The organism is Nocardioides sp. IC4_145, from assembly GCF_011250565.1.
Lineage (GTDB): Bacteria > Actinomycetota > Actinomycetes > Propionibacteriales > Nocardioidaceae > Nocardioides.
The window spans coordinates 1-24,753 of sequence record NZ_JAANMS010000058.1; the positions used below are offsets into that span (position 1 = coordinate 1).

The window sequence follows — 24,753 nt, forward strand, 5'->3', positions numbered from 1 at the left end:
TGGGTAAGGCCCCCAGCAGAACACTGGGTTGATAGGCCGGAGGTGTACAGCAGTAATGCCTAGCCGACCGGTACTAATAGGCCGAGGGCTTGTCCCACAACCACTCAACCAAGACAACAACCACACATAGGGTGTTGCAAGCAGAGTGCTCGCGTCCACGAATCCAGCATCACGCCAGACTTGATCTGTGCCGTGAACCCCACCCACGGGTGGAGTGTTCCGCACGGGTCGTGAGAGTTACGGCGGCCATAGCGAAAGGGAAACACCCGGTCCCATCCCGAACCCGGAAGTTAAGCCTTTCAGCGCCGATGGTACTGCAACCGCGAGGTTGTGGGAGAGTAGGACGCCGCCGGACATACCATTAGCAAGCGGGGCCATACCTTCGGGTATGGCCCCGCTTCGCATTTCCCACCGGCCCGCGCAGCTCAGCCGGACAGGCCGTCGCCGAGGACCCGGTCGACCCGGTGCACCATCGCGAGGTCGAAGGTGCTCTGCAGGGCGCGGGTCGCGAGCTGGCGGAGGTCGTCGAGGGCCTGCTCGACGTCCGGCCACGCGACCGCCGGCTTGCCCGCGTCGACGAATGGCTGCCAGACGCGGTCGACGAAGAGCTCGACGTACAGCTTGGCGACGCCGTCCGCGTGCCGGCGCAGCCGCTCGAGCAGGTCCAGCGCGCCCGGGGCGTCGAGCCCCAGCAGGCGCATGGCTTCCTCGCCGGCGACGAGCAGGGCCGGCGCGACGACCTCGACCCGCGGCTCACACGCGGGGCCGTCCGGCGCCTCGCGGACCAGGCCGAGCCGCAGCGCGGTGCCGAGCACCTCGGCCGCGTCGCCGGCGTCGAGCCGGAACCGGTCGACCAGCTCGGCCAACGTCGTGACCTCCGCCTCGGGCGGGGTGAACATGCCGCGAGCGTGCTCGGTGAAAGCCAGCAGCTGTCCGTCGGCCGTGGTGTCGCTGTCGAGCATCCGGGCGATGCCCTCGAGCTTGAGCCCGGCCGCCCGCAGCTGCTGCACCAACCGGACGCGCTCGACGTGCTCGGCGCCGTAGTAGCCGGTCCGCCCGTGGAGCTCGGGGGGCGGGAGCAGGCGCCGCGACTGATAGTTGCGCAGCGACCGGACCGAGACCCCGGTGCGCCGGGCGAGCTCCTCGACCACGAACAGCTCGTCGGCGCCGCCGAGGGTGCCGTCCGGCGAGCCGTCCTCCGGCTCGGGGGACGTGTGCTCGACCACCCCGCGATGCTAACCCTTGCTACCGTTGCATCGAACGATGTTACATAGATGCATGCTTGCATCCTCCCGCTTCGTGGACGTCCTCGCCTCGGGCCCGGTGGCCGTCGAGGACCGTCCCGCCGGCGCGGCCGCGCTCGACGAGGTCGCCCTCGCGTCCGGCCTGGCGCTGCTGATGACGATCGCGCTCGGCGCGATCGTGCTGGCCCACCGCTCCGGTCGGCTGCCGGCCCTGACCCGGCTCATGGCCTGGATGGACCGGTCGCGGTTCTTCGGCACCCTGGCGCCGTGGGCGCAGGTGCCGCTGATGGTCGCGATGGTCTCGCTCATCACGGCGCTGCTGGGGATGTACTGGGACATCTCGCTGCACATCGGCCTGGGTCGCGACGAGGGCCCGCTGGCCAACCCGGCGCACTACCCGATCCTCTTCGGCCTCTTCGGCATCTCCGCCGCCGGCGTCCTGGCGTGCGCGCTGCCGCGCCAGGACGAGGTCGGCCCGTCCGGCGTGAAGCTGGCCCCGGGGTGGCACGCGCCGGCCGGCGGCGTGCTGCTGACCGGCGCGGGGACCTACGCGCTGCTCGGCTTCCCGCTGGACGACGTGTGGCACCGGATCTTCGGGCAGGACGTCACCCTGTGGGGGCCGACCCACCTGATGCTCATCGGCGGCGCCGGGCTGTCGCTCGTCGCGATGGCAGTCCTCTTCGAGGAGGGCCGGGCCGCCACGGAGCAGAGCGGCCGGCGGACCAGCCCGGTGGCGACGTACGTGCTCAAGGCCTGCCTGGTCGGCGGGCTGCTGATCGGGATGAGCGTCTTCCAGGCGGAGTTCGACTTCGGCGTCCCGCAGTTCCGGCTGGTGCTGCAGCCGTTCCTCATCGCGGTCGCCGCGGCGTTCAGCCTCGTGGTCGCCCGGCTGTGGATCGGTCGGGGCGCCGCGATCGCGGCGGTGCTGTTCTACCTGGTGGTCCGCGGCGGCGTCAGCGTGGTCGTCGGGCCGGTGCTCGGTGAGCTGTGGGCGGCGGTCCCGCTCTACCTCGTCGAGGCGCTCATCGTCGAGCTCGTCGCGCTGCGGCTGGCCTCCCGCCCGTTGGCGCTCGGCGTGACGGCCGGCGTGCTCATCGGCACGGTCGGGTACGCCGCCGAGCACGCCTGGACGCAGGTGGCCTTCCGGCTCCCGTGGACCTCGGACGTCGTCGTGGAGGGCGTGCTCATGGCGACCGTGGCCGGTGCGGCCGCGGGTCTGCTCGGCGGGCTGCTGGTGCGTGGCCTGCGTCGCGACCTGCCCGACGCGATCCGGCCGCGGCTGCTCTTCGGCCTGGCCCTCGCGGCGATCGCGGCGTGCGCGGCCAACGGCGTGGTGGCGACCCAGCCCGACGACCTCCGCGGCACGGTCGCCGTGTCGGAGGCCGGCGGCGGCGAGGTCGACCTGGAGGTGCGGTTCGACCGCGAGCCGCTCGAGGGCGAGCCCGCGTGGCTGACCGTCACGGGCTGGCAGGGCGGCGCCGGCAGCGAGGGGCTGGTCGTCGACCACCTGGCGGAGGGGGAGGAAGGCGTCTGGCGCACCACCCGGCCCGTCCCGGCGGACGGCACGTGGAAGACGATGGTCCGGCTGCACGACGGACGTGACCTCACCGCGATGCCGGTCTTCCTGCCGGAGGACAGCGCGCTCGGCGAGCCGGAGATCCCGGTGGAGGACGGCACCCGGCCGTTCGACGAGGAGAAGCTGCTCCTGCAGCGCGAGCTGTCCGACGACGTACCGGGCTGGCTGTGGCTCGCCGCCGGGTCGGTCGTCCTGCTCTGCTCGCTGGCGCTGGTGCTCGGCCTCGGCTGGGGGGTGAGCCGGTTCGCCCGGGCCACGCGGCCCGGCGTCGGAGCCGGGCGCGGGCCGAAGGTGCCGGCGTGAGCTGGCCGAGCGCCCCGGTCGTCGAGCACATGGGCGCCCTGCACGGCGCGGAGGGGTTCCTCGTCCTGCTGCTCGCGCTCGGTCCGCTGGCGGTGGCGTTCGTGACGGTCTTCTACCTGCGCTGGCGCGGAGAGCAGGAGACGTGAGCGGTGCCGCGCGCGCCCCGGGTTTGGCGGCGCGCCCGGCGGTTCACCGGGAGGCCATGACCGGCCTCGAGCAGGACCCGTGCACCCGGGTGCACCTGTGGCACGACCTGAGCGCGGTGGCCGACGCCCGCCGGGCCCTGGTGCACGACCTGGAGGACGCGGGCCGGGACCGGCGATCGATCGAGGACGCGGTGCTGGTCTTCTCCGAGCTGGCCGCGAACGCCGTCGAGCACGGCTCGCCGCAGGGGTGTGGCCACGTCGAGGCGACCTGGTGCGTCTACCCGGACGGGGCTCGGATCACCGTCGCCGGCGACGTCGACGAGGTGGTGGGCGAGAAGGTCCGGGACCGGTTCCGGCCGGTCGCGGCCGACCAGTACGCGCCGCGCGGACGGGGTCTCGCGATCGTCGACCACGTCTGCGACCGGTGGGGCGTCGACGTCGACGACGGCACCGTGCGGGTCACCGCCCAGCTCGCCTTCGAGCCACCCGCCGAGGACTGACCGGGCGCCGCCGTGCCCGAGGGCCACACCGTCCACCGCAACGCCCGCGACCTTGCGCCGCTGGTCGGTGCCCCCCTGCGGGTGAGCTCGCCGCAGGGGCGGTTCGCCGAGGAGGCGGCGCAGGTGGACGGGGCGCCGCTCGGCTCGGTGGAGGCCTGGGGCAAGCACCTGCTGCTCGGCCTCGGGGACGCCCGCTACGTCCACGTGCACCTCGGCATGCGCGGCACCTGGCTGCCGCGCCCTCCGGGTGAGCCGCCGATCAGGTCGGCCCGGCTGCGAGTCGAGGGCGCGGCGGGCACGTGGGAGCTCGTCGCGCCCTCGACTTGCGAGCTGCTCGCCCCGCCTGCTGCGGCCGCTGTCGTCGCTCGGCTCGGCCCGGACCCGCTGCGTCCGGACGCCGACCGGGAGGCTGCGCTCGCTGCGCTGGGCCGCGGCACGACGGCGATCGGCGCGCTGCTGCTCGACCAGTCGGTCGTGGCCGGGGTCGGGAACGTCTTCCGCGCCGAGGCGCTGCACGCCGTGGGCGTCCACCCGCGCACGCCCGGGCGGTCGGTCGAGCGGTCGACGCTCGAGCGGCTCTGGGACGTGCTCGTCGCGATGATGGGCCGGGCGGTGGAGGACGGTCGGATCGTCACCGTCGACGCCCAGGACCGGTCGGCCGTGCCGGAGGCCGAGGCGCGCCGGGTCTACAAGCAGGCGCACTGCCGCGACTGCGGCGCGGACGTGGTCGTCGAGCAGGTCGGCGGGCGGACGTCGTACGCCTGCCCGGTGGAGCAGCCGGCGCCCTGACGTGGCGTGAGCCGGGCGCCTCAGGGTGTGGGCGGTGCGAGCCGCTCGGGCGCGGTCGGACGCCACTGCAGCAGCGCCAGGGTCGCGTCGTCCTCGAGGCGGGCGTCCTGGTGCTCGAGCAGCGACCGGACCAGGCGCCGCACGGTCTCGGGGGCGGGCAGGCCGGCGGCGAGGTTGCGGGTGACGAGGTCGACCAGACGGTCGGCACCGAAGTACTCGCCGTCCGCCGAGCGGGCCTCGACGACACCGTCGGTGTGCAGCAGCACCAGGTCGTCGGGCTGGAGCATCTCGGAGCCGACCACGAAGTCCTGGCTCCCGGTGATCGCCTCGTTGAGACCGAAGGGCAGCGCGTGCGGGGTCTCGAGCACCCGCACCAGGCGGCCCTCGCGCAGCAGCAGCGGATCGGGGTGCCCGGCGTTGACCCACCGCAGCTCGCCGGTGGCGGTGTCGAGCTCGGCCAGGAGCCCCGTGCTGAACCCGCCCTCGCGGGCGCCCTGCGCCACGGCGTCGTCGACGAACCGGGCGGTCGTGAGCAGGTCGGCACCCAGCCGGCGCTGGTTGCGGTAGGCGGAGACGGTCAGCACGGCCAGCTGCGCCGAGTCGAGCCCGTGCCCCATGCCGTCGAAGACCGCCACCCGGGCGACGCCCTCGTCGACGGCGTAGTCGAGGGAGTCGCCCGCGACCTGGTACGCCGGCTCCAGGCCACCGGCGACCACGACGCTCCGGTCGGAGAACGTCAGCGGCGGGAGCAGCCCCCACTGCATCTCTGCCGCCAGTCCCATCGGCCGGGTGCGGCGCAGCCGGACGAGCGTGTCGCCGTACATCGTCTTGGACATGATCAGCTCGGAGGCGACCGACGCGAAGCGGCGCAGCCGCAGGCGCAGCGCACCCTCCTCGGCGTCGAGCGCTGCGGGGTCGTCCACCGTCACGGCCAGCACGCCGAGCCGCTCGGTGCCGTCCAGCAGCGGTTGCCAGACCCGGACACCGCGGGCCGGGGGCTCGAGCTCCTGGAGGACGACCTCGATCTGCTGGAACGCCCGGCCCCCGAGCGTCCCGTCCACGCGGAGCGCGTCCGGCTCGGCGTGGCGCGGCGACGTGCCGTCCGGCTGCGGCCGGTCGGGCAGCGGCACCAGCACGCCCTGTTGCAGGTCGGCGAGGTGGACGCGCACGTCGGTCACGCCGAGGGCGGCGCCGTGCGCGGCCAACAGCTCCGGGAGGTCGTGGGCGCCGGCGAGGTGGGCGGCCTGGAGCAGGTCGTCGAGGGCGCGCTCCCCACTGCTGTACGGCATGGCGATGATCGTAGGTGGGCGCCGCGCAGCCTCCTCGGGGTGAGCGGTGTGAGGTGCGTCGGGGCGATACCGGCGCCGGGTGCGGGTACCGGAGACCCATGACCAACGACCCCGCAGCCGACAACGCAGCCATCGGGACCGACCCCTCGGTCGACGCCACCCAGGACGCCAGCGACAACGAGAGCTACCACGGCTACAGCGTCGACGACGAGACCCAGCCGCAGAGCTCGGGCGACAGCCTGGTGCAGGAGAACACCGACATCGGCGAGCCCCTCGACGAGGGCTACAGCCCGCCGGAGAAGTACTCCGTCGCGCAGGGGTACGGCAACACCCCCCTCGAGGAGGCGATGGGCGAGACCTTCGACCAGCGTCTCGAGCAGGAGGTCCCCGAGCCCGACCCCTACGAGCAGGCCGAGGCCGAGGCCGCCCGCGGTGAGCTGAACGAGGACATCCGTGAGGGGGCGCAGGTCGGCGACGAGCGCGCCGGCCGCCTGGTCGAGCCCGACGAGGGCGCCCGCACGGACGTCGAGGCGGACCTGGTGGCCGAGGACGTCGGCATCGATGGTGCCGGCGCCGGGGCCGAGGAGGCCGCGGTGCACGTCGTCGACGACGACCAGCTCTGAGGCGTCCATCCGCGGGTCACCCCTGGTGATGGTCGTCACCCGCGCCTAGTCTTCCCCGCACCCCGGCACCACGGCCGGGGAGCGAGGAGGACGTCGTGCCGGACCGGGAAGTCTTCACCCACGTGGTGGTCGGGGCCGGCAGCGCCGGCGCCGTGGTCGCCGCCCGGCTCACCGAGGACCCCGCGGTCTCGGTGCTGCTGCTCGAGGCGGGCGGCCCGGCCGACGCCGACGAGGTCGCCATCCCGGCGGCCTTCGCCAACCTGTTCAAGACCCGGTGGGACTGGAGCTACCAGACCACTGAGCAGAAGCAGCTCGAGAGCCGCCGGGCCTACTGGCCGCGGATGAAAGCCCTCGGCGGCTGCTCGTCGATGAACGCGATGATCTACATCCGCGGCAACCGGGCCGACTACGACGCCTGGCGCGACGCCCACGGCGCGACCGGGTGGGGGTACGACGACGTGCTGCCCTACTTCGTCCGGTCCGAGGGCAACACCCGGCTCGGCGGGCCCTTCCACGGCCAGGACGGCCCGCTGCACGTCGAGGACCGGCGCTACACCCACCCGCTGACGACCGCCTGGGTCGAGTCGGCGGTGTCGGCCGGCTTCAAGCCGACCGATGACTTCAACGGCGCCGAGCAGGAGGGCGTCGGCCTCTACCAGGTGACCTGCCGCAGGGGCCGGCGCTGGTCCACGGCGAAGGCCTACCTCGAGCCCGCGGCCGACCGACCCAACCTGACGATCCGCACCGGCGCGCTCGCCGAGCGGGTCGTCGTCGAGGGCGGCCGGGCCGTCGGCGTCGCCTACGCCCACGGCGGCGGCACCCGCACGGCGTACGTCCACGGCGAGGTGGTGCTCGCGGGCGGCGCGATCAACTCGCCCCAGCTGCTCATGCTCTCCGGCATCGGCCCCGGCGCGCACCTCCGCGAGGTCGGCGTCGACGTGGTCGTCGACCTGCCGACCGTCGGGCAGAACCTGCACGACCACCCGGCCGTTCCGCTGGTCTTCCGCACCCGCGGGACGACCGACCTGATGGACCACAACAACCTGGTGCAGTTCGCCCGCGCGAAGGCGACCGGCACCGGCCCACTGACGTCGAACGTCGGCGAGGGTGGCGGCTTCTGGCGCACCCGCGACGACCTGGCGGCACCGGACCTGCAGGTGCACGTGGCGCCGACCGGCTTCTACGACAACGGGCTGCACGAGGCCACCGCCCGACGGGTGACCGTCGCGCCGACGCTCGTGGACGTCGCCAGCCGCGGCACCCTGCGGCTGCGCTCGACCGACCCCCGCTGGCACCCGGAGATCGACCCCGGCTACTTCGACGACCAGGCCGACCTGGACGCGATGACCGCGGGCGTGCGCCGGATGCTCGAGACCGTCGCGACCGGCCCGCTCGCCGAGCTGGTCGCCGGCCCGGGGCTGCCGACGATGGAGGCCTGGGGCGACGACCCGACCGACGCGCAGGTCGTCGAGCACCTGCGCGCCTACACCCAGACGCTCTACCACCCGGTCGGCACCTGTGCGATGGGCGACGACGAGCGCTCGGTGGTCGACCCCGAGCTGCGCGTGCGCGGGGTGGACGGGCTGCGGGTCGCCGACGCCAGCGTCATGCCGGTGGTGACGCGCGGCAACACCAACGCCCCGACGATCATGATCGGCGAGCGCGCCGCCGACCTCCTGCGTGGAAAGGCCCTGTGAGATGACCACTGCCCCGGCCCCGAGTACGACCGACCGGACCTTCGAGTCGATCAACCCCGCCACCGGCGACGTGGTCGGCACCCACCCCGTGCACGACGAGTCCGACGTGGGAGCCGCGGTCGAGCGTGCCCGGGCGACGGCGGAGTGGTGGGCCGGCCTCGGCTTCGACGGTCGCAAGGAGGTGCTCACCCAGTGGCGCGGCGTCATCACCCGCCGCCTCGCCCAGCTGTGCGACGTCGTGCACCAGGAGACCGGCAAGCCGCACGGCGACGCCCAGCTGGAGTGCGCGCTCGCCATCGACCACCTCGCCTGGGCCGGGTCGCACGCCGAGAAGGTGCTGGGCCGCAAGCGCGTGTCTCCCGGGCTGCTGCTGGCCAACCAGGCGGCGTCGGTGGAGTACCTCCCGCTCGGCGTCGTCGGGGTCATCGGTCCCTGGAACTACCCCGTCTTCACGCCGATGGGCTCGATCGCCTACGCGCTGGCCGCCGGCAACGCCGTCGTCTTCAAGCCCAGTGAGCTGACCCCCGGCGTCGGCACGTGGCTCGCCGACAGCCTGCGCGAGGTGGTCGGCGACCACGACCTGCTGCAGGTCGTGACGGGGTACGGCGACACGGGTGCGGCGCTGTGCCGGGCCGGGGTCGACAAGGTGGCCTTCACCGGGTCGACCGCGACCGGCAAGCGGGTGATGGCGGCGTGCGCCGAGACGCTGACGCCGGTGGTCATCGAGGCCGGCGGCAAGGACGCGCTGCTCGTCGACGAGGACGCCGACCTCGAGGCCGCCGCGGACGCGGCCGCGTGGGGAGCCTTCGCCAACGCGGGGCAGACCTGCGCCGGGGTCGAGCGGGTCTACGTCCACGAGCGGGTGCACGACCGGTTCGTCGACCTGCTGGCCGAGCGCGCGCGGGCGGTCCACGCCGGGGTCGACGTCGACGCGAAGATCGGCCCGATGACGATGCCCGGCCAGCTCGACGTCGTACGCCGTCACGTCGCCGACGCGCTTGCCCGCGGCGGGCGGGCTGTGGTCGGCGGCAACGAGGCGGTGGGGGACCGGTTCGTGCAGCCGACCGTGCTGGTCGACGTGCCCGAGGACAGCGAGGCGGTGACCGAGGAGACCTTCGGGCCGACCGTCACGGTGCGCAGGGTGCGTGACATGGACGAGGCGGTCGAGCTGACCAATGCCGGCAAGTACGGCCTCGGGTCGGCGATCTTCACCGCCAAGCGCGGCGACGACCTGGCCCGCCGGCTGCGGACGGGGATGACGTCGATCAACTCGGTGATCTCGTTCGCGGGCGTGCCGACGCTGCCGTTCGGCGGGGTCGGTGACTCCGGCTTCGGGCGGATCCACGGGCCGGACGGGCTGCGGGAGTTCACCTACGCCAAGGCGGTCACCCGCACGCGGTTCAAGGCGCCGCTGAACCTCACGACGTTCGACCGCACGCTCGACCAGGACACGATGGTCGCGACGCTGCTCCTCGCGCTGCACGGGCGCGCCTCGCAGCTGCCCAAGCTGCCGCGACGTCCGCTCGAGACGATCCGCGGGCGGCGTCGGGGCGGGAGGGGCTAGGAGGCGACGAGGTCGTCCCAGCCGCGGGCGAGGTAGTCGACGAACGCCGGACCGACAGCCTCCTCGCGCAGCACCTCACGGGTCACCGGCCGCTCGCGGACGCGGAAGTCGGGGTCGGCCAGGGCGCGGGCGGCGAAGTCGTGGTGGAGGATCGCGCCGGTGCCGACGCTGACCAGGTCGGCCCCCTGCTCGAGGCACCAGCGGGCGTCGGCGGTGGAGACGACCGCGCCGGCGACGCCGAGCCGGGTGCCGCCGCGCGGCAGGTCGGTGAAGTGCTCGATGAGCAGCCCGTCGCCGCCGTACCGGGGCTTCATGGACACGTCCCACAGCGACATGTCGAGGTGGTCGAGCAGGCCGGACGTCAACACCTGGCGGGCGGTCTCGCGACCCTCCTCGAGGCTGATCCCGCTGCCCTCGGGGGTGAGCCGCAGACCGAGCTGGAAGTCCGGCCCGGTGGCGGCGCGGATGCCCTCGAGGATCTCGCGGACGATGCGGAAGCGGTCGTCGAAGGAGCCGCCGTAGCCGTCGGTGCGGTGGTTGTGCCGCGCGTCGAGGAACTGCCCGACGAGGTAGCCGTGCGCGCCGTGGACCTGCACGCCGTCGAAGCCGGCCCGCTCGGCGCGGACCGCCGCGGCGACGAAGTCCGCGACGACCTGCTCCACCTCCCCGGTGGTCAGCGCGACCGCGTCCTTGTCCGGCTCGTCCCAGGGGCACTGGTTGGGCCGGCCGGTCAGGGCCGGGTCGGCGCGGCGACCGCCGTGGTGCAGCTGCACGGCCGAGACGGTGCCGGTCGCGCGCAGGGCGTCGGCGAGCCGGGTCAACCCCGGGAGGTGGTCGTCGGAGGCGATGCCGAGCTGGCCGCCCCAAGCCTGTCCCGCTGGTGAGACGTACGCCGCCGCGGTGATGACCAGGCCGAAGCCGCCGCGGCCCCGCGCCTCGAGCCAGCGGTGCTCGTCGTCGGAGAGCGTGCCGTCCGCGTGGCTCTGGGTGTTGGTGAGCGGCGCCAGCGCGAACCGGTTGGACCAGGCGGGGCCGTGGGCGAAGGTGACGGCGTCGGCGAGCGTCCGGGCCGGGCCGGGAGCGGGTGTGGTCACCGACCCATCCTGCCGACGCCCCCGTGACGGCTGACCGGGAGGTGCGGCTCGGGTACGTTCGAGCGCGATGAGCGACTCACGCCGCGGCCTCCGCGCCGTCCCCTCGACCCTCGCGCGCGGCCGCGACCGCGTGACCGGGGTGTTCCAGCACCGCTACCCCACGGTCGCGGTCACCGGGATGACGGGCGTCGGCAAGACCGAGCTGGTCGACCACCTGGCCGGTCGCCCGCGGCGCGACGACCCGTCCGAGGCGGGCTCGGCCGTCATGGAGCGGCGGGTCCGCCGCGACCGGCGGCTGCGGGGGTTCCGGTTCCGCGTGGTGCCGGGCGAGAACGCCGCCACCCGGCTCGGGGCGCTGGACGAGGTCTTCCACGACGACCCGGTCGACGGCGTGCTGCACGTCGTCGCCAACGGCCACGCCACCGGCCGCCGCCCGGCCGGCACCACCGGCGCGGTCGAGGTGGACCGCGAGGAGCAGCTGGCCCGGGAGCTGGAGGACTGGACGGTCACCGCGCACCGGATCGCGTCGATGGCGGTCCGCCGCCCGCGGCCGACCTGGCTGGTGGTCGTGGTGACCAAGGTCGACCTCTTCCTCGACGCGCCCGGTGGCATCGACGAGGTGGTCCGGTCCTACTCGCCGGGCAGCGGCACGCCGTTCGGGGACCGGCTCGACGAGCTGCGCGCCCTCGCCGGCGCGGCCAAGCTCTCGATCGACGTGCTCCCCGCGTGCAGCCGGCTCGACCCCGGCAGCCCGCTGTCCCCGAAGCAGCGCGATGCCTATCTCGCCGCCCTCGAGGCGCGGATGGGCCAGCTGGCCGGGCACGTCTGAGCCGTCGACGCGGGGGGGCCTCGGCGCGTCCCCCCAAGGTACGCGCCGAGGAAGCCCGGGTCAGGGGGTGACGACCGCCCGGCCGTGCACCTCGCCGCGCTGCTGCCGCGTCCACGCCTCGCCGACGTGCTCCAGCGCGAAGGCCTCGTGGGGCACGGCGAGCCGGCCGGCGGCCGCGTGCTCCTCGATCGCGGCCATCGCCGCGTGGCGCTCGACGGCGGTGAGGTCGTTGTTGGTGTAGCCGAGGACGCGTCGGGCGCCGCTGCGCAGGTGCGCCGAGGAGAACGTCGCGGTGTCGCCGGCGCTGCCGCCGAGGTTGACCAGGCGGCCGTGCGGCGCGAGGCAGAGCAGCGCCGCCGACGCCGGCACGCCGCACAGGGGGTCGAGCACGAGGTCGACCTCGCCGACGACGTCCCGCATCCGGGCGGCCAGCGTCGCGACGTCGTCGTCGCGCTCGAGCGGCACGAAGCCGTCGGCGCCGAGGTCGGCCGCCCGCTCGGCAGCGGTCGGCTCGAGCGCCGCGCCGAACACGGCGCCCGCGCCGGCGATCCGGGCGGCCTGGAGCGCGACGGTCCCGACCACGCCGCTGGAGCCGAGCACGAGCACGCGCTCGCCCGTGGACAGGCCACCGGTCAGCGTCAATGCCGTCCATGCCGCGATGGCGGACAGCCCGAGCGCCGCGAGGTGCACGTCGTCGACCGAGCCGGCGAGCGGCACGAGGTCGGCGTCGGCGACGACGGCCCGCTCGGCCATCGCCCCGTCGCCGGGCGCCATGCCTGCGGTCGTCGGGAACCACACGCGGGTGCCGGTGGCGTGCTCGGCGGAGGACAGCACGGTGCCGACGCCCTGGACGCCGGGGACGTACGGCGTCGCCGGCTGCCCGAAGTACGACGTGCCGCTCGCGCAGAGCAGGTCGAGCGGCGTGATCGGTGCCGCGGTCACGGCGACCAGCGCCTGGCCGTCGCCGGGGACCGGCTCGTCCTGCTCGACCGGTCGCGGCGGCTCGCCGCAGGTGTGGAGGGCGGCGGCGCGCATCAGGACTCCCGGTCCGCAGCGGGGTCGACGTAGACCGCGTGGCGCTCGACGTCGGCGAAGACGTCCGCGGCGACGCGGTTGCCGCGGACCTCCTCGGCGATGTGGCCGAGCAGGCCGGCGCAGCGCGCGAGCAGGACGACGCCGCGCAGCAGCTCGACCGGGATGCCGACGTCGGCCAGCGCCGCCCCGCACGCGCCGGCGCCGTTGAGCGGCAGCGCCTTGCCGGTGACCTCCTCGGCGACCCGGCCGACGGCCTCGAACAGCGCGAGGTGGGGGCCGAGCTGGCCCTCCTCGCGGGCGATGCCGAACAGCGCCGGGATGCGCGGGTCGCCCTCCTTGTGCAGGTGGTGGCCCAGCCCGGGGACGAACCGGCCGGCGGCCCGCTGGCGACGGACCGCGTCGGCGGCGAGCTCGTCCCAGCCCTCGGGCGTCGTCGGCACCTCGTCGACCCCGGCGAGCGCGTCGGCCAGGAACCGCCCGGTGTCCTCGCTGACGCCGAGGAACCGCGACCCGCCGCCGAGCAGGCCCGACGCCAGCGCGCCCTGGATCGACTCGGGTGCGCTGAGGAACGTCATCCGCGCCGAGATCGCGGTGGGGGTGAAGCCGTGGTCGGCGAGCGCGACCAGCACGGCCTCGAACACGCGCGCCTGCTGCGGCGTCGGCTCCCGGAGAGTGATCAGCCGGTAGGCGAGGTGCCCGAAGCTGACCTTGCCGATGAGGTCGGCCGAGAGGTCCTGGCCGAGCAGCGAGATGGTGTGCAGGTCGGAGACGCCCAGCGAGGTGGGGTACGTCGGGTGGTCGCTCATCGGGTCTCTCCTCAGGCGGACGGGGCGGGCGGCTCGGCCGGAGCGGCGTCGGGGTGCGGGTGCGGGTGCGGCCCGAACCCGAGCCAGCGTCGGACCTCCTCGCCGTGGCTGTCCAGCGCCGGCGGCGGCAGCTCGTAGCGGGCAGGCGTCGCGCTGAACCGGATCGGGTTGCGGACCGTCGGCACGCCCCCGACCTCCACGACCGGCTCGAGGCCGAGCGACTCCGCGAGCTCGACGCCGCCGCGGACGTCGTTGATCGGGCCGCACGGCACGCCCGCGGCGCTGAGCTCGGTGAACCACTCCTGCGCCGAGCGGGTGGCGAGCCGCTCGAGCAGCAGCGGCCGGAGCTCCTCGCGGTTGTCGTTGCGCAGACCGACGGTGCGGAAGCGCTCGTCGTCGGCCAGCTCCGGCACGCCCATCGCCCGCACCAGCTTGCGGAACTGTCCGTCGTTGCCCGCGGCGACCACGAGGTCGCCGTCGCCCGTGGCGAGGGGTTCGTAGGGGAAGAGGCTGAGGTGGGCGTTGCCCATCCGTCCCGGGACGACCCCGCCGGCGACGTACGCCGAGGTCTGGTTGACCAGAGAGGACATCGCGGTCGCGAGGAGGTTGGTCTCGACGTGCTGGCCCTCGCCGGTCGCGTCGCGGTGGCGCAGGGCGGCGAGGATCCCGATCACCGAGTGCAGGCCGGTCATCACGTCGAAGACCGAGATGCCGGCGCGGAACGGCTCGCCGTCGGGGTCGCCGGTCAGGCTCATCAGGCCCGACATCGCCTGGACGAGCAGGTCGTAGCCCGGCAGGTGGGCGCCGCCGGTGGAGCCGAACCCGCTGATCGAGCAGTAGACGCTGCCGGGGTTGCGGGCGGCCACGTCGTCGTACCCGAGACCGAACCGGTCGAGGCCGCCGGGCTTGAAGTTGTGGATGAACACGTCGGCGCGCCGGGAGAGCTCGTGGGCGACCTCGACGTCGTCGGCGTCCTTGAGGTCCAGCACGACCGAGCGCTTGCCGCGGTTGATCGCCAGGTAGTAGGTGCCGTCGTCGCCGCGGCGCGGGGGCACCCAGTGCCGGGTGTCGTCGCCGGCCGGGCTCTCGACCTTCACGACCTCGGCGCCGAGGTCGGCGAGCAGCATCGTGGCGTACGGGCCGGCCAGGACGCGGGAGAAGTCGGCCACCAGGACGCCGGCGAGGGGGCCGTCCGTCCGGACCTCGGGCGGGGACGCGGGGTCGATGCTCACTGCGAGGCTCCATCCGTATCGCGGACAACTGTCCGTCACAGTGCCCGATCCGCCGCGGCGCGGTCAAGCGGGGCCTTCGGCCTAGACCTCCGCCTGCGCGCGGACGCCGAGCGTGCCCGAATCCCTTGACTTGTGACCGCTGTTACGGTCAGGCTCACCCAAAACGGACAGATGTCCGTCAGTTCGGACCACCGGAGGTCGAGATGTCCGTGCCCGCCACTCCCGCGACCGACTTCGCCGGCGCGCCCGCCGTCGTGCTGCGCGGCGGGACCGTGCTCACGATGGACGACCGACGGACGGTCCTGACCGGCGCCGACGTGCTCGTCGTGGGCCAGCGGATCGAGGCCGTCGGGCCCGCGCTGGAGGTGCCCGAGGGCACCGTCGAGGTCGACGCCACCGGCGGCATCGTCATGCCCGGCATGGTCGACACCCACCGCCACATGTGGCAGACCGCCGTGCGCGGCTACGGCGCGGACTGGACGCTGACGCAGTACTTCGTGTGGAACTACCTGGAGCACGGCCGGAAGTTCCGCCCGCAGGACATCTACGCCGGCAACCTGCTCAGCGGCCTCGAGGCCCTCGAGGCGGGCGTGACCACCAGTGTCGACTGGTCCCACAACCTCCACACCGTGGAGCACGCCGACGCGGCGGTCGACGCGTTGGAGGAGGTCCCGGGACGCTTCGTCTTCGCCTACGGCAACATCCAGGCCGGCCCGTGGGAGTGGTCGGCGACCCCGGAGTTCCGCGACTTCGTCGAGCGCCGGATGAAGCGGACCGACATGCTCGGCTTCCAGATGGCCTTCGACGTCACCGGCGACCCGGAGTTCCCCGAGAAGGCCGCCTTCGAGGTCGCCCGTGACCTCGGCGTCCCGGTCACCACCCACGCCGGCGTGTGGGGCGCGACCAACGACAACGGCATCCGGCTGATGCACGAGCACGGCTTCATGACGCCCGAGACCGTCTACGTCCACGCTGCGACGCTGAGCGACGACTCCTACCAGCGCATCGCCGCCACCGGCGGGCACGCCTCGGTCGCCGCGGAGAGCGAGGCCAGCTGCGGACAGGGCTACCCGTCGAGCTGGTCGCTGCGCCGCCACGGCATCCCGATCTCGCTCTCGATGGACACCAGCGTGTGGATGAGCGCCGACATCTTCTCCGCGATGCGCTCCACGCTGAGCGCCGACCGGACCCGCGAGCACCACGAGGCGCACGCCGGCAACGAGACCGTCACCCACCTCGCCGTGCGCGCCGCGGACGTCGTGGAGTGGGCGACCCGCGGCGGTGCCCGCGCGCTCGGCCTCGACGACGTCACCGGCAGCATCGAGGTCGGCAAGAAGGCCGACGTCGTGCTGGTCAAGAACGACGACTCCCCGGTGATGTTCCCCGTGCTCAACCCCTACGGCCACGTCGTCATGCAGGCCCAGCGCGGCGACGTCCACACCGTGCTCGTCGACGGCAAGGTCGTCAAGCACGCCCACAAGCTCGTCGCCGCCGACCTGGTCCGGGCTCGCCGGGTCGTCGAGGACACCGTGTCCTACCTCCAGGACACCCTCGGTGCCGAGGAGTGGGCGGCCGGCATGAGCCCGGACATCCCCGAGTCCAAGGTGCTCGACAACCCCTACACCTACACCGAGTACGCCGACGCCTCGACGCACACGCGCTGAGCGATGCGACCCGGGGAGGACTCAGGCGCCGACCTGCGGGCGGGCCTGCCACAGGGCCCAGTCGGCGGCGACGTCGCTCGCGGTCTGCATCAGCCAGGGGAGGTACTCCCCGGTGAGGGTCTCCACGCTGGTCTCGGCCGCGTGCACGGTGACGTTCATGGCCGCGCGGACCACGCCGTCGCCGTCGCGCACCGGCACCGCGATCGAGCGGATGCCGCGGGCGAGCTCCTCGTCGGCCAGCGCCCAGCCGCGGGCGCGGACCGTGCGGAGCTCGGCCTCGAGGTCGTCCGCGTCGTAGGCCGGCGCGGGCAGCCCCGACCGGGTCGGTTCGGCCAGGGCCGCGGCGCGGGCGTCGGGGTCCAGCGCGGCCAGCAGGACCTTGCCCTGCGAGGTCGGCACGGCCGGGAACCGGGTGCCGATGTCGACGCGGAGCGCGATGATCTTCGGCACGGCCACGCGAGCGACGTACACCACGTCGGAGCCGTCGAGCTGGGTCATCGAGGAGGACTCCCCGGTGCGCGCGACGAGCGCCTCCAGGTGCGGCCGCGCCATGTCCCACAGCCCCAGCGAGGCGGCGTACGCCGCACCCAGGCGCAGGACGCGCGGGGTCAGGGCGAAGCGCCCCTCGCGCGTCCGGACGTAGCCCAGCTCCTCGAGCGTGAGCAGCAGCCGTCGGGCCGTCGGTCGTGCCAGGCCGGTCGCGGCGGCGACGTCGGCGAGGCCCATCTCCGGGCGCTGGGCGTCGAAGCAGGTGAGCACGTCGAGCCCGCGCGCGAGCGCCTCGACGAAGTCGGGTCCGGTGCCACGTCCAGCCATGGACCGATGCTCGCACAGCGGACGCTCGATGGACACCGATCGCGGCAATGGAGCCGCGATGCGGACAGATGTACGGACAATCCCTCCGGAAGGACCCGCTGATGGCGAAGCTGGTGGCGATCCTCGCCACGACCCACCACCCCTTCTTCTACAAGACCAGCCAGCTGCCGGCCGACGAGGCGCCGCCGTTCGCGGCGGACTGGGTGCGCAAGGTCGAGGCCTACCGCGAGACGCTCACGCGTGCGCAGCCCGACGTGCTGGTGATGGTCGGCTCCGACCACTTCCACCAGCTCTGGCTGGACAACATGCCGCAGTTCCTGGTCGGCAAGGCGCCGTACTACGACGGCAACTGGGAGAACGAGATCCGCGAGTTCGGCATGCCGAAGCTGTTCTTCAAGGGCCACGAGGAGCTCTCGGCGTACATGCTGCGCGAGGGCATCGACCGCGGCTTCGACCTCGCCTTCTCCCACGAGCTGCGGGTCGACCACTCGATCACCTGCCCGATCTTCACGGTCCGCCCGCAGAACGACCTGCCGATCGTGCCGATCTACACCAACATCTTCGCCCCGCCGCTGCCCCGCCCCGAGCGCTTCGTGCAGCTGGGGAAGACGATCCGCGAGATCATCGACGCCTGGCCCAGCGAGATGCGCGTCGCGGTCATCGGCACCGGCCACCTCTCCCTCGAGCTCGGCGGCCCGCGCCAGTTCGGCCCGCACGGGCCGGACCCGGAGTTCGACGCCAAGGCCGTGGAGTGGATCAGGGACGGCGACATCGACGGCGTGCTGTCGAACGTCACCCTCGACAGCCTCCACGCCCCGGGCAACGCCACCCACGGCTTCATGGACTTCATGCTGATGATGGGGATCGCCGGCTACGCCAGGGCCGACTACGCCGACAACCTCAACCTGTTCCACACGATGGAGGCCTACTTCACCTGGTACCCCGACCCGAGCCTGGTGTCGGGACCGCCGCTCACCTCGAAGGGGGCGCTGCTCCGATGAGCAAGTACCTCGTCAACAAGTTCCTCTTCACCGTCGACCGCGACACCACGCTCACCGAGCGCTACCGCGAGGACCCCGCCGGCACCGTCGCCTGGTGGGAGGCGGAGGAGGCCAACAAGATCCTCAACTCCATCGACGCGGAGAGGTCCACCTGGCTGTCCTTCGCCGAGGAGGAGCGCCAGGCCCTGGCGACGCACGACCACGTGGCGCTCTTCGAGATGGGCGCCCACCCGTTCCTCACCCTGACCCTGTGGATCGCGATGTTCGAGCGGGACTGGGACGAGCCGCTCGGCATGCAGCTGGACTACGCGGCGAAGCTCGCGCACGTCAGGCAGCCTTACCCCGACATCAGCTGCTGACCTGCGACGGAGGCGCGCACGGGCGGCGAGGAGCGGTCTAGGCATTCGGCGACGCGGAGGGGTCCTTGTCGGCCAGAATCAGGGCGTGGGGTCCCCCCGCCCCACGCTCCCTGCTCGTCCGAGGAGACCCCATGTCGTCCGAGCGTCCTCGACCGAGGCGGGCCGTCGACGCCGGCGCCGGACGACCGGCTCGGCTCGTCGCCCTCATCTGCCTCGCCGGGCTCGCCCTGACGGTGTCCGCCGCGCTGGCCGCTGCCCACGCCGACCGCGGGACGGAGGAGCGGCTGCTCGAGGTGCAGACCGAGCAGGCGGCGTCGGTCCTGGCCGCGGCGATCGCCGCGATCGAGGCGCCGCTGCAGTCCGCCCTGGACGTCGAGCGCGGTGCCGGCGGCGGTGAGCGCGGCCGCGCGGCCGTCGCCGAGCTGCTCGACCAGGACGTCGCCGACGACGCGACGTACGTCTCGGCCTCCTTGTGGCGCGCCGACGGAGGAGCGCCGACCCGGGTCCTGGCCCTCGGCGGCCCGCCGGCGCTGCGTCCGGGCGACCCCGCGATGCGTGACTTCCTCGAGCGGGCGCTGGGCGCCGACACCACCGTCGTACGACGTGTCGACGCCGCGGGCGGCTCCCGGATCGCCTACGCGCTCGCCGACCCGGCGTCGGGCACGGTGGTCCACGTCGAGCGGGCGATCCCCGCCGACCGGCGCTCGCCGGTGGACCGCGACTCGGCGTACGCCCGGCTGTCGTACGCCATCTACCTCGGCCGCACCACCCGCACCCGCGACATGGCCACGACGAACGTCGACCCGGCCACGCTTCCGCTCGACGGCGACGTCACCTCACGTGTCACCATCCCGTTCGGCGACACCGCGCTGACGCTGGTGACCACGCCGCGGACCCACCTCGGCAGCGCGCTGAGCGCCCGCCTGCCGTGGCTGCTGCTGGTCGGCGGCCTCCTGCTCACCGGGCTCGCCGGCCTGGTCGCCACGAAGCTGACCCGCGCCCGCGCCACGGCCGAGGCCGACACCGCGACCATCCGCGCCCTCTACGAGCGCGTCGACACCGTCTTCGGCGAGCAGCGCGAGCTCTTCGTGGCGCTCCAGCGCGCGCTCCTGCCGCCGGCCGACCCGCACATCCCGCAGCTGGAGGTGGCGGCGGAGTACGTCGCGGGCGCCATCGGCATCGACATCGGCGGCGACTGGTACAGCGTGCTGCGGCTCGACGACGACCGGTTCGCGTTCGTCGTCGGCGACGTCTCCGGTCGGGGCGTCGAGGCGGTCGCGGAGATGGCCCGCGCCCGGTTCACGCTGCGTGCCTACCTCGTCGACGGGGACTCCCCGGCCACGGCGCTGGCGAAGTGCGCCGGCCAGTTCGACGTCGTCGCCGACGGCCACATCATCACCGCGCTGGTGGCCGTGGGGAACCACCGCAGCGGCACGGTCACCGTCGCCGACGCCGGCCACCCACCGCCGCTCATGGCCGCCGCCGACGGCGTCGACTACGTGTCCGTGCCGGTCGGCCCGCCGCTCGGCCTCGGCGCGACCGTCTACGACGAGACGACCTTCGTGCTGCCGGTCGGAGCGACGCTGCTGTGCTACACCGACGGCCTCGTCGAGCGCCGGGGCGAGGACATCGACACCGGTCTCGGCCGGCTCGTCCGCACCGTCGCCGACCTCGGCGAGCAGCCGCTGCCGCGGCTGCTCGGCCGGGTCCTCGACGAGATGCGCGACGACGGCGCACCCGACGACACCGCGGTCCTCGCGCTGCGTCGGACGACGACGGACGACGTGGCCGAGCGTGCCGCAGGTCGGGACCCCGGACCGGCGTGCGCCGCACCCGTGCCGACGCCCTGACGCGCTGACCCTCCGAGGGCGGATCCGGGCGGACGTCAGGGTCGTGCGCGGCGGCCCGGGAACTCGACCCCCTTCGTCCGCTGCGCCTCCATGACCACCACGTCGCCGTGGGTGCCGTAGCCGAGCAGCGGCTCGTCGTACTGGGTGCCGTTGAAGGTGACCAGCAGCCACCGGGTGCGGCCGCGCTCGGCGACCGGGATCACCATCGGCCAGGGGATGTTGGTCGGGTGCGGCGCGTCGAGCACGCCGAGCTGCTCCATCTCGAGGTCGTAGACGGGGTACTGCCCGCGGATCTCCGCCGGCGAGGCGTCGCCGTTGCTGGCGAGGACGTACCACCGGCCGCCGAAGCGCTGCAGCACCGTCCCCTCGGTCTCGACCTTCGAGGGGTCCGCCCCGACCAGCGACAGCTCGGTGAAGTCGCCCCCGCGGGGGCTGCGCGCGAGCGCGGGGTAGAAGTCGAAGAACCGGCGGGCGTTGACGAACCCGACGTACCAACGGGCCCCGATCCGCACCACGTGCGGGTCCCACTGCCCGACCGCGGCCGACGGCAGGTCACCGGTGGGCAGCCGCAGCTGCCGCGTGCGCAGCACGTGGACGCCGCTGAGGACATCGACCGAGGAGCGCGGCGTCGCGTAGTCGATCTCGACGCTGTCGTTCGCGAAGTCCCCCCAGGTGCTGGTCGTGACGATCCAGCGCCGGTTCGCGTCGTCGCGCACGAGGTGGCCGGCGTGGTCACCGAGCACGACGTCATTGCCGTCGCGCTGGAAGAAGAGGTTGGCGACCTGCTCGAGCCGGTAGGTCTCGAGGTCGAGCGTCCACACGCCCCAGTGCGCGGTCTCGAAGAAGCCCAGCCCGGCCTGGGTGAAGGTCAGGTAGGCCTTGCCGCGGTCGATGTACGGCGTGCCGTCGGCGTGGGTGACCAGGTGCGGGTCGCGCAGCCCGAGCTGCCCGAAGTAGCCGGCACGGACCCGGTCGAGCACGACCGTGCCGGAGCCGGACTCGGCGCCGAAGGAGTTGTGCCAGGTGCGCAGCGCCGCCGGCTCGCGCAGGTCGAGCCGCTCGTCGAGGGTCGCCTTGACGAGCGGGTCCGGCCCCGACCCGGTGTCGGCGAACGCCACGACCGTGGTGCTGGTGAGCGCGAACCCCAGCTCGAACGGCGCTGCCAGGTCGGCCTCCGCCGTGCCGAGGGTCTCGGTCGTCCCGTCGAGGGTCAGGTCGATGCCGACGGTCCCCGTGGCGCGGTCGTACCACGCGAGCAGGTGGTCCCGCGCGCCGCGCGCCAGGCCGGCCAGCACCCGGTCGCGCGTGCCGTCGCCGGAGAAGGACGCGACGTCGACCAGCACCGCGGCGTACGGCGCCTCCTGGCGGGTGCGCGACCGGAGCAGGGTCGAGTGCGCGCCGGCCCCACCTCCGATCCGGAGCTCGCCGCCGCCACTGCGGACCGCGCCGGCGGTGCCGCGGGGCGCGAGCACGGCGTACTCCTTGGCCCTGCCCGCCGCGGCGAAGCTGTCGCGGAGGGTGACGAAACGGTCGGCGAGCAGGTCGACCCGGCGCTGCCGGTCGACCACCTCGAAGTCGAGGTCGAACGGGCTGACCCGGCTGCGGGCCGGTGCCGCTGCGGCGAGGTCCGGACCGGCGGCCAGCACGGCGAGGCCGCCGAGGCCGGTCGCGCCGAGCAGGGCACGGCGGCCGAGCGCCGGCGGGGGAGTGGTGGGGGTGGCGGGCGTGGCGGGGCTGAGGGTCATGCGAAGGCCTCCGAGAGCGGCGGGACGTGACGCCCCTCACTCTCCGCCCGCCTGCCCGCCGGCACAAGGGCAGCGGCCGGCTGAGGCGCGGCCACCAGCGGGTCGTCGCCCGGTCGTCGGTGGGTCCTCGGCTTGAGATGCTTCTTTATCCTGGCCGTCGTGAACGCCAGGCGTCTGTTCGCGCCGTGGGTGCTGGCGGCGGCCGTGGCTGTTGCCGCCTGCGGCGGTCACTCGACGCCGAAGGACTCCGAGCGCCCGCTCTCGGACGACGGCGACGAAGTGACGGAGCGTGCGCCCGTCGCACGCACGGCGGAGCAGCTGGTGCCCCGCGCGGGGGCGTGGTTCGGCGCCTCGATCGACTGGTCGCGGGACACGATTGCTGGATATGCGAGTCGGCTCGGTCACCCCCCGGCCGTCGCCGTCACCTTCTACGAGCTGCCGATGAGCGCGCAGGAGCGCAGGTGGCTCGACGAAGCGGTCGCGCAGGCTCGCGAGACCGGCACCATGCTGCTGGTGACCCTCGAGCCCCGGTCGGGACTGGACTCCGTCACGCCGTCGGTGGCGGAGGACCTGGCTGCTCTGCTGCGCTCGTACAACGAGGGCGGCACACCGATCTTCCTGCGCTTCGCGCACGAGATGAACGGCTCCTGGTACCCGTGGGGCCAGCAGCCACGGTCCTACGTCGCAGCGTTCCGCCGCGTGGCGGAGGCGGTGCACCGAGCCGCTCCGGGCACCGCCATGGTCTGGGCGCCGAACTACGGAGGTGGCTACCCGTTCTCCGGCGGCGAGTTCGAGGTACGCCCGGGGACAGCGGACGCGGAGGCCCTCGACACCGACGGGGACGGCCGGGTCACGCAGGCCGACGATCCGTACGCGCCGTACTGGCCGGGACGCCGGCACGTCGACTGGGTCGGCATGTCGGTCTACCACTGGGGCGCGGTCTACCCCTGGGGCGAGAACGAGGTCCCGGAGGCGGGGAAGTTCAGCGACCTCCTGCGCGGGACCTACGTCGGCGCGGCCGGCGACGAGCGGGACGTGCCCGACTTCTACGCCGTCTACGGCGAGGGTCAGAGGCTGCCGGTCGCCGTCACCGAGACCGGCGCGCTGTTCGCGCCCGGTCGGGGTGGTGCCGACGAGCTGGCGATCAAGCAAGCCTGGTGGCGTCAGGTCTTCGCCGCTGACCACGATGAGGACCTGCCCTGGGTCAAGATGATCAACTGGTTCGAGTGGCGCAAGGACGAGCCGGAAGTCGGCGGGGTCGTCGACTGGACGGTCACGCGGGGTGCCGTCGGCGAGCGGTTCCGCACCGAGCTGCCCGCGTGGTTGCGGTTCGCCGAGGACCCCAGCGCGCCTTGATGCCGCGGCCGGACCGAGACCCTGCCGACGTCGGGCGCTGCCGCTGCGGTCCTAGTCGCCCGTCACGCCGTCGATCGCTTCGCGCAGGAGGTCCGCGTGCCCGTTGTGGCGCGCGTACTCCTCGACCATGTGGCTCAGGAGCCAGCGCATCGAGACCGGCTCCTCGGGGTCGGCGCCGACCGTCGCCAGGCCCTCGTTGCTCGCCGCTGCCTCGGCGACGACACGGTCCGAGACGGCGACCGCCTCGTCGAACCAGGCCCACAGCTGTTCGGAGGTGACGTCCCGCGCGTGCTTCCACGCCCAGTCCGGGTCCTGGAGGTCCGCTACCTGGAGCCATCCCGGCATGCTGACGCCGCCGGCGAAGCTCAGGTTGAACCAGCCGGCCTCGACCATGGTGAGGTGCAGCACCAGCCCCGCCAGCGTCATCTGGGTGGGTTCCATCGACCGCTGGAGCTGCTCGTCGGTCAAGCCCGAGCACTTCCATCGCAACGTGTCCCGGTGGTAGTTCAGCAGGCCGTGCAGGGTCTCCAGCTCTGACCCGTCGATCGGTGCTTCACGACGCGAGTCCCTGTCCATGGGTCCTCCTCGGGCAACGGTGTGCTCACCCTAACGACGCGCGCAGGGGCCAGGCGTCGTCCGACCGCGACAGGACCCGGGTGCGGATCCGTCGCCGGAGCACGCCGCGGGCCACCCTGGTCCCCAACGCCGAAGGGCCCCACCGGAGTCCGGCGGGGCCCTTCTTCGCAGGTGAGAGCCCTGCGGTGCTCGTGGGCAGGGGCGGGGTCGAACCGCCGACCTTCCACTTTTCAGGCGGACGCTCGTACCAACTGAGCTACCTGCCCGAGCGACGGACACCTTACATGCCGCCGGGACGGCCGACGAATCCGTCCGACGGCGGCGGGACGGGTCGATGAAGTGGTCCGTACCGTCGTGTGACTGGCGTCACCGCGACAGTGAAATGACGTTGGCGAGACATGCGCGTGCTCCCCGCAGGCCGGATCGCCCTGCCCTCAGCCCTTGTCGTCCTGCTCCTCGCTGCGTGCGGCTCGCAGCTCGACCCGGGCGCGGTCGCGCAGGTGGGCGGCGGGGCGGAGGGCGGGGCGACGTCGTCCGGACTGCTCGCGGGCGACCCGGGCGCGGCGGACGGCGGCGCGGCCGGCCTCGGCGGGTCGGGCGCTCCGGGTCTGGGCGGCGGCGCTGGCTCGGTGTCGGGCAGCCCGGTCGCGGCGGGCGGC

Annotated in this window: 23 protein-coding genes, 1 tRNA gene and 2 rRNA genes; 16 read left to right on the top strand and 10 right to left on the bottom strand. The window is 73.8% G+C overall.

Annotated features, from left to right (window positions below):
• Both G6553_RS18760 and rrf read left to right on the top strand, forming a co-directional pair.
• Window positions 1–97 (top strand): 23S ribosomal RNA (locus tag G6553_RS18760); the annotation flags it as partial.
• A 141-nt stretch (window positions 98–238) separates the two neighbouring features.
• Window positions 239–355 (top strand): 5S ribosomal RNA (rrf, locus tag G6553_RS18765).
• A 70-nt stretch (window positions 356–425) separates the two neighbouring features.
• Here the strand turns inward: rrf and G6553_RS18770 are convergent.
• Entirely contained in the window at window positions 426–1,226 is an 801-nt protein-coding gene (locus tag G6553_RS18770) for a MerR family transcriptional regulator (protein WP_166196318.1), read from the bottom strand.
• A gap of 52 nt (window positions 1,227–1,278) precedes the next feature.
• Between G6553_RS18770 and G6553_RS18775 the strand changes: the two genes are divergently transcribed.
• From G6553_RS18775 to G6553_RS22300, 4 genes are read left to right on the top strand one after another with little or no spacing between them, the layout of a single operon-like run.
• Complete coding sequence (locus G6553_RS18775; protein WP_166196320.1) at window positions 1,279–3,123, top strand: hypothetical protein; 1,845 nt, start codon at window positions 1,279–1,281, stop codon at window positions 3,121–3,123.
• Window positions 3,120–3,269 carry a hypothetical protein gene (locus tag G6553_RS18780; protein WP_166196322.1) on the top strand — a complete coding sequence of 50 codons (150 nt, stop codon included), beginning with the start codon at window positions 3,120–3,122 and terminating at the stop codon, window positions 3,267–3,269. Before G6553_RS18775 ends, G6553_RS18780 begins: the two co-directional genes overlap by 4 nt.
• A 56-nt stretch (window positions 3,270–3,325) precedes the next feature.
• Complete coding sequence (locus G6553_RS18785; RefSeq protein ID WP_166196324.1) at window positions 3,326–3,769, top strand: ATP-binding protein; 444 nt, start codon at window positions 3,326–3,328, stop codon at window positions 3,767–3,769.
• Between the two features lie 12 nt (window positions 3,770–3,781).
• Window positions 3,782–4,558: a DNA-formamidopyrimidine glycosylase family protein gene (locus tag G6553_RS22300; RefSeq protein WP_166196326.1), complete on the top strand. Its 777-nt coding sequence runs from the start codon at window positions 3,782–3,784 to the stop codon at window positions 4,556–4,558.
• A 20-nt stretch (window positions 4,559–4,578) separates the two neighbouring features.
• On the opposite strand, the gene G6553_RS18795 is transcribed toward G6553_RS22300, so the two are convergent.
• The gene (locus G6553_RS18795) at window positions 4,579–5,847 is read right to left on the bottom strand and encodes a PP2C family protein-serine/threonine phosphatase (RefSeq protein ID WP_166196328.1); all 1,269 of its coding nucleotides are present in this window, start codon (window positions 5,845–5,847) and stop codon (window positions 4,579–4,581) included.
• Window positions 5,848–5,945: 98 nt separating this feature from the next.
• Here G6553_RS18795 and G6553_RS18800 point away from each other — a divergent pair, with 98 nt between their 5' ends.
• The 3 genes from G6553_RS18800 to G6553_RS18810 all read left to right on the top strand — a co-directional run bounded on the left by G6553_RS18800 (window position 5,946) and on the right by G6553_RS18810 (window position 9,731).
• Window positions 5,946–6,470 (top strand): DUF5709 domain-containing protein, encoded by a 525-nt coding sequence (locus tag G6553_RS18800; protein WP_242680654.1) that lies wholly within the window; start codon window positions 5,946–5,948, stop codon window positions 6,468–6,470.
• A gap of 95 nt (window positions 6,471–6,565) precedes the next feature.
• Entirely contained in the window at window positions 6,566–8,167 is a 1,602-nt protein-coding gene (locus G6553_RS22305; protein ID WP_166196330.1) for a GMC family oxidoreductase N-terminal domain-containing protein, read from the top strand.
• A 1-nt stretch (window position 8,168) separates the two neighbouring features.
• Window positions 8,169–9,731 (top strand): aldehyde dehydrogenase family protein, encoded by a 1,563-nt coding sequence (locus G6553_RS18810; protein ID WP_166196332.1) that lies wholly within the window; start codon window positions 8,169–8,171, stop codon window positions 9,729–9,731.
• On the opposite strand, the gene G6553_RS18815 is transcribed toward G6553_RS18810, so the two are convergent.
• Window positions 9,728–10,825 carry an NADH:flavin oxidoreductase gene (locus G6553_RS18815; RefSeq protein ID WP_166196334.1) on the bottom strand — a complete coding sequence of 366 codons (1,098 nt, stop codon included), beginning with the start codon at window positions 10,823–10,825 and terminating at the stop codon, window positions 9,728–9,730. The genes G6553_RS18810 and G6553_RS18815 overlap by 4 nt on opposite strands.
• A 67-nt stretch (window positions 10,826–10,892) precedes the next feature.
• On the opposite strand from G6553_RS18815, the gene G6553_RS18820 reads away from it, so the two are divergent.
• Entirely contained in the window at window positions 10,893–11,654 is a 762-nt protein-coding gene (locus G6553_RS18820; protein ID WP_166196336.1) for a GTPase domain-containing protein, read from the top strand.
• Window positions 11,655–11,714: 60 nt separating this feature from the next.
• Here G6553_RS18820 and G6553_RS18825 read toward each other — a convergent pair whose 3' ends face one another.
• Genes G6553_RS18825 through G6553_RS18835 form a run of 3 tightly spaced genes read right to left on the bottom strand, consistent with a single transcriptional unit; the run spans window position 11,715 to window position 14,727 of the window.
• Complete coding sequence (locus tag G6553_RS18825; protein ID WP_166196338.1) at window positions 11,715–12,689, bottom strand: zinc-binding alcohol dehydrogenase family protein; 975 nt, start codon at window positions 12,687–12,689, stop codon at window positions 11,715–11,717.
• Window positions 12,689–13,495 carry a citryl-CoA lyase gene (locus G6553_RS18830; protein ID WP_166196340.1) on the bottom strand — a complete coding sequence of 269 codons (807 nt, stop codon included), beginning with the start codon at window positions 13,493–13,495 and terminating at the stop codon, window positions 12,689–12,691. The genes G6553_RS18825 and G6553_RS18830 overlap by 1 nt, the downstream gene beginning before the upstream one ends.
• Before the next feature lie 11 nt (window positions 13,496–13,506).
• The gene (locus G6553_RS18835; protein ID WP_347565807.1) at window positions 13,507–14,727 is read right to left on the bottom strand and encodes a CoA transferase; all 1,221 of its coding nucleotides are present in this window, start codon (window positions 14,725–14,727) and stop codon (window positions 13,507–13,509) included.
• Window positions 14,728–14,936: 209 nt separating this feature from the next.
• Here G6553_RS18835 and G6553_RS18840 point away from each other — a divergent pair, with 209 nt between their 5' ends.
• Window positions 14,937–16,391, top strand: coding sequence for an amidohydrolase family protein (locus tag G6553_RS18840; protein ID WP_207620007.1), 1,455 nt, complete (start codon window positions 14,937–14,939; stop codon window positions 16,389–16,391).
• A 21-nt stretch (window positions 16,392–16,412) separates the two neighbouring features.
• On the opposite strand, the gene G6553_RS18845 is transcribed toward G6553_RS18840, so the two are convergent.
• A complete protein-coding gene (locus G6553_RS18845; protein WP_166196344.1) occupies window positions 16,413–17,207 on the bottom strand; it encodes an IclR family transcriptional regulator C-terminal domain-containing protein in 795 nt (264 codons plus the stop codon).
• A gap of 101 nt (window positions 17,208–17,308) precedes the next feature.
• Here G6553_RS18845 and G6553_RS18850 point away from each other — a divergent pair, with 101 nt between their 5' ends.
• From G6553_RS18850 to G6553_RS18860, 3 genes are all read left to right on the top strand, one after another.
• Window positions 17,309–18,208 carry an extradiol ring-cleavage dioxygenase gene (locus tag G6553_RS18850; RefSeq protein WP_166196346.1) on the top strand — a complete coding sequence of 300 codons (900 nt, stop codon included), beginning with the start codon at window positions 17,309–17,311 and terminating at the stop codon, window positions 18,206–18,208.
• Window positions 18,205–18,567: a hypothetical protein gene (locus G6553_RS18855; protein WP_166196348.1), complete on the top strand. Its 363-nt coding sequence runs from the start codon at window positions 18,205–18,207 to the stop codon at window positions 18,565–18,567. Before G6553_RS18850 ends, G6553_RS18855 begins: the two co-directional genes overlap by 4 nt.
• A gap of 131 nt (window positions 18,568–18,698) precedes the next feature.
• The gene (locus G6553_RS18860) at window positions 18,699–20,417 is read left to right on the top strand and encodes a PP2C family protein-serine/threonine phosphatase (RefSeq protein WP_166196350.1); all 1,719 of its coding nucleotides are present in this window, start codon (window positions 18,699–18,701) and stop codon (window positions 20,415–20,417) included.
• Between the two features lie 35 nt (window positions 20,418–20,452).
• Here the strand turns inward: G6553_RS18860 and G6553_RS18865 are convergent, their stop codons facing one another.
• Window positions 20,453–22,162, bottom strand: a complete 1,710-nt coding sequence (locus G6553_RS18865) for a hypothetical protein (protein ID WP_166196352.1) — start codon at window positions 22,160–22,162, stop codon at window positions 20,453–20,455.
• A 159-nt stretch (window positions 22,163–22,321) separates the two neighbouring features.
• Between G6553_RS18865 and G6553_RS18870 the strand changes: the two genes are divergently transcribed.
• Window positions 22,322–23,518: a glycosyl hydrolase gene (locus G6553_RS18870; protein WP_207620008.1), complete on the top strand. Its 1,197-nt coding sequence runs from the start codon at window positions 22,322–22,324 to the stop codon at window positions 23,516–23,518.
• 51 nt (window positions 23,519–23,569) lie between these two features.
• Here the strand turns inward: G6553_RS18870 and G6553_RS18875 are convergent, their stop codons facing one another.
• Both G6553_RS18875 and G6553_RS18880 read right to left on the bottom strand, forming a co-directional pair.
• Complete coding sequence (locus G6553_RS18875; protein WP_166196354.1) at window positions 23,570–24,094, bottom strand: DinB family protein; 525 nt, start codon at window positions 24,092–24,094, stop codon at window positions 23,570–23,572.
• Window positions 24,095–24,286: 192 nt separating this feature from the next.
• Window positions 24,287–24,360, bottom strand: a tRNA-Phe gene (locus tag G6553_RS18880).
• Window positions 24,361–24,492: 132 nt separating this feature from the next.
• Here G6553_RS18880 and G6553_RS18885 point away from each other — a divergent pair.
• Window positions 24,493–24,753: hypothetical protein (locus tag G6553_RS18885; protein ID WP_207620009.1), on the top strand; the 261-nt coding region annotated here is incomplete at its 3' end.

Excerpts from the sequence above, each read along its gene's own strand:
- G6553_RS18775 (WP_166196320.1), top strand. The coding sequence starts at position 1,279 with ATGCTTGCATCCTCCCGCTTCGTGGACGTCCTCGCCTCGGGCCCGGTG.
- G6553_RS18825 (WP_166196338.1), bottom strand. The coding sequence starts at position 12,689 with ATGCGCGCCGCCGCCCTCCACACCTGCGGCGAGCCGCCGCGACCGGTC.
- G6553_RS18860 (WP_166196350.1), top strand. The coding sequence starts at position 18,699 with ATGTCGTCCGAGCGTCCTCGACCGAGGCGGGCCGTCGACGCCGGCGCC.
- G6553_RS18845 (WP_166196344.1), bottom strand. The coding sequence starts at position 17,207 with ATGGCTGGACGTGGCACCGGACCCGACTTCGTCGAGGCGCTCGCGCGC.
- G6553_RS18865 (WP_166196352.1), bottom strand. The coding sequence starts at position 22,162 with ATGACCCTCAGCCCCGCCACGCCCGCCACCCCCACCACTCCCCCGCCG.
- G6553_RS18850 (WP_166196346.1), top strand. The coding sequence starts at position 17,309 with ATGGCGAAGCTGGTGGCGATCCTCGCCACGACCCACCACCCCTTCTTC.
- G6553_RS18855 (WP_166196348.1), top strand. The coding sequence starts at position 18,205 with ATGAGCAAGTACCTCGTCAACAAGTTCCTCTTCACCGTCGACCGCGAC.
- G6553_RS18875 (WP_166196354.1), bottom strand. The coding sequence starts at position 24,094 with ATGGACAGGGACTCGCGTCGTGAAGCACCGATCGACGGGTCAGAGCTG.
- G6553_RS18830 (WP_166196340.1), bottom strand. The coding sequence starts at position 13,495 with ATGAGCGACCACCCGACGTACCCCACCTCGCTGGGCGTCTCCGACCTG.
- G6553_RS18795 (WP_166196328.1), bottom strand. The coding sequence starts at position 5,847 with ATGCCGTACAGCAGTGGGGAGCGCGCCCTCGACGACCTGCTCCAGGCC.
- G6553_RS18800 (WP_242680654.1), top strand. The coding sequence starts at position 5,946 with ATGACCAACGACCCCGCAGCCGACAACGCAGCCATCGGGACCGACCCC.
- G6553_RS18820 (WP_166196336.1), top strand. The coding sequence starts at position 10,893 with ATGAGCGACTCACGCCGCGGCCTCCGCGCCGTCCCCTCGACCCTCGCG.
- G6553_RS18810 (WP_166196332.1), top strand. The coding sequence starts at position 8,169 with ATGACCACTGCCCCGGCCCCGAGTACGACCGACCGGACCTTCGAGTCG.
- G6553_RS18785 (WP_166196324.1), top strand. The coding sequence starts at position 3,326 with ATGACCGGCCTCGAGCAGGACCCGTGCACCCGGGTGCACCTGTGGCAC.